The organism is Pseudoalteromonas atlantica (assembly GCA_007988745.1).
Taxonomy (GTDB): domain Bacteria; phylum Pseudomonadota; class Gammaproteobacteria; order Enterobacterales; family Alteromonadaceae; genus Pseudoalteromonas; species Pseudoalteromonas atlantica.
The window spans coordinates 1-3,210 of record BJUT01000100.1 but is presented as its reverse complement, the minus strand read 5'-3'; the positions used below and the strand labels follow the sequence as shown (position 1 = coordinate 3,210).

Below are 3,210 nucleotides of genomic sequence, written 5' to 3'. Positions count from 1 at the left end.
AAATATATAATTTGGGTGATTAGCTCAGTTGGGAGAGCATCGCCCTTACAAGGCGAGGGTCACTGGTTCAAGTCCAGTATCACCCACCAAATTATACTAAACGTTAAATTTATAAAGTCATATCTATTATATGTGGGTGATTAGCTCAGTTGGGAGAGCATCGCCCTTACAAGGCGAGGGTCACTGGTTCAAGTCCAGTATCACCCACCACATATAAACACTTCTTAATAATTATTATAAAATCCTATTTGGGTAATTAACTCAGTTATAAGAAAAAGAGAGCATCGCCGCCTTTTACAAATAATGGCGAGGGTCACTGGTTCAGCCCAGTATCACCCACCACATATAAACACTTCAAAATACCTAAGTTAAAAACTTCCATAAATATCACTCTTGATTTGTCTTTTGCAAAACGATTAATCTATACGCTATAAAATTATATAAAGGTAATTAACTCAGTTATAAGAAAAAGAGAGCATCGCCGCCCTTTACAAATAATGGCGAGGGTTACCGGTATCAAGCCAAGTAATCACCTACCACATATAAACACTTCTAAAGCATCAAAACTCCTCTGAATAATTATTATAAAAATCCTATTTGAGTAATTAACCCAGTTATAAGCAAAAGAGAGCATCGCCGCCCTTTACAAATAATGGCGAGTGTCACCGGTATCAAGCCAAGTAGTCACTCACCACATGTAAACACTTCAAAATACCTAAGTTAAAAAATTCCATAAATATCACTCTTAATTTGTCTTTTGCAAAACGATTAATCTGTAACATGTAGAGTTCTATATGGGTTATAAACTGCGCCATAAGCAAACATATAATTAATCGCTTACTTGGGCTGCTTTTTACCTATTAATTAAGCAATCGTTCTAAATCGCTAAGGCAGGATAATATGAAGCCATCTAAACGTATGAAAATAACTTAATCTTCTAATAACCTCGGCTAATAGTTAAATTCCCTTGTAAGCAGCTAAACTGTTGATTATAGTCTGTGATAAATTAAACAACATGTAAGCCAATGCCAACTAAGATCTACGCCAAAGCCAAAATACTGATAGTGGAAGAGCAGCCCCTCGCTCAAAGCTATATGAAACAGTCGCTAGAAAGGCTTGGCTTTCGGCAGTTGCACTTTACCGATCATGCAATTGCAGCAAAAGAGCAATGTTTGGCTGAGCAATTTGATTTAATTGTATGTTCGTTTAATTTAAGCAAACACCAAGACGGCTACCAACTCTACGAAGAACTCCGTGTTAAGCAACTGATAAAAAACTCCACTGCGTTTATTTTTATTTCTGCAGAAACCAGCGGTGCGCTAGTGCATAGCGTTTTAGAGCTTCAACCCGACGACTTTTTGGTAAAGCCATTTACGGTACAAGAGTTAAAAACGCGGATTGAGCGTATTCTAAAACGTAAAAATGAGCTACAGAGCATTTATACCTTAGTAGATGATGGCAACGACTCTAAAGCAATAAAAGTAATCGATGCCACTTTAAATAAAAAAAACAATATATACAGCCCTATCCTCCTTCGCTTAAAAGGAGATGCATTGCTTAGGCTAAACCGCAGTGAAGAAGCTAAAGACTTTTTTACCTCGGTGCTAGACATACAAAAATTTGCCTGGGCCAAAGTTGGTTTAGTAGAAGCGCTGATTGCTAATAATGAGCATATTCTTGCTCAGCGCATGTTAAAAACCATGCTTGAACGCCATGAAACACGTTTAGTTGCACTGGATTTACTCGGCCGATTAGAAATAAAACTAAACCAATTTGAATTGGCGCAAGATTTTTTAAGCCAAGCAGTCAATATTGCGCCACGTAACATCCAAAGACAAAAGTCGTTAAGCAATGTTTCGTTAATAAACCACGATTACGAAAAAAGCTATTTAACCCAAAAAGACATAGCCAGCTATGCGCGTCATTCTATTCATGACAGCCCCGACATCTATCTCAATGCTGCCCGTGCCGGTATAGACTTTGCTTTAACCACAGATCAAACAGACCAAATACAACGTATTTCGCGTCAAACTAATAAATACATAAATGATTTAAAAAAGCAGTTTCCTAACAACGCAAACCAATCTCAAATTGATGTACTTAATGCGCGTTTGCACTATTTAAAAGACGAGCACCAAAAAGCCAAGCGCTTGATAGAGCAACTCGACGATGACGATACATTAATACGCTCTGTAGATGGGGCGCTTGATAAAGCAAAAGCGTTTCACGAGCTGGGTTTTCATCAAAAAGCACAAACATTATTTAGCCAAATAATTAGCCATTGTGAGCGCCACCCCAATATGAGTGATACAACTTACCTGCGTTACATTCAACAGCAGCAAAGTGAGCGTCGTGACATTAAAATGGGCCCTAAAGAGCTTAACAACCATGCAGTAACTCAATTTAATAGAGGGCAATTAAATACGGCGTTAGAGGCGTTTACGCAAGCATTTAGAGTAATGCCGCGTAACCCAAGCATTGCGCTTAATTTATTACAGTGTTTGTTTGATTCGACAAAACAAAAAGGCGGCACTTTTAACTTGGTTATTGCTAAAAAGTGTTACGCCCTTTTGAGTAACTCTACACTGCAGCCAGATCAGTCGCAGCGATTAGATAAAATTTTGCATATGGCAAAAGAAATGAAACTCGATATTCAATCCCCCTAGCGCTAACTAGCGGCTAGAAATAGCTGTTTATCTTGATTGAAAGCTAACTATATAATTAAAGCTTTTTCATTGCAGCGGCATTTACACAATAGCGCAAACCCGACGGTGCTGGCCCATCAGGAAAAATATGCCCTAAGTGTGCATCACACACATTACACACCACTTCAACGCGCTGCATACCATGGCTTAAATCGTTCACATAACCAATTGCATCGACAGTTGCAGGCTGCGTGAATGATGGCCAACCTGTGCCGCTATCAAACTTTTCATCGGCATCAAAAAGTAAATTATCGCAGCATACACACGCGTATTTACCCGGTTCTAGTAATGTGCAACTTTGTGAGCTGTGAGGGCGTTCTGTGCCCTTTTTACGTGTCACATAGTATTGCTCATCACTTAGCATTGCCTGCCATTGCGCGTCTGTTTTTACAACCTTTTCGCGTGGCGTAGGATTGCCATTATTGGCAAAATTTATAACATCATTCCAAGTAAGCATAATAGCCTCCTTCGGTATTAATAAGTGATTAGGGTCTGTTGATCTTTT

The 3,210-nt window shown here is 38.9% G+C and carries 2 protein-coding genes and 3 tRNA genes; 4 read left to right on the top strand and 1 reads right to left on the bottom strand.

Translation table 11 applies throughout. From position 1 onward, the window contains the following. The first annotated feature begins 13 nt into the window (after positions 1-13). The 4 genes from PAT01_RS19760 to PAT01_RS19750 all read left to right on the top strand — a co-directional run bounded on the left by PAT01_RS19760 (position 14) and on the right by PAT01_RS19750 (position 2,666). Positions 14-89, top strand: a tRNA-Val gene (locus tag PAT01_RS19760). Positions 90-134: 45 nt separating this feature from the next. Next, positions 135-210, top strand: a tRNA-Val gene (locus PAT01_RS19755). A 40-nt stretch (positions 211-250) separates the two neighbouring features. Then, positions 251-342 (top strand) — tRNA-OTHER (locus PAT01_RS20150). Positions 343-1,025: 683 nt separating this feature from the next. Beyond that, a complete protein-coding gene (locus tag PAT01_RS19750; protein WP_154946046.1) occupies positions 1,026-2,666 on the top strand; it encodes a response regulator in 1,641 nt (546 codons plus the stop codon). A 55-nt stretch (positions 2,667-2,721) separates the two neighbouring features. On the opposite strand, the gene msrB is transcribed toward PAT01_RS19750, so the two are convergent. Beyond that, positions 2,722-3,162, bottom strand: coding sequence for a peptide-methionine (R)-S-oxide reductase MsrB (gene msrB, locus PAT01_RS19745; RefSeq protein WP_004588868.1), 441 nt, complete (start codon positions 3,160-3,162; stop codon positions 2,722-2,724). Between the last annotated feature and the right edge of the window lie 48 nt (positions 3,163-3,210).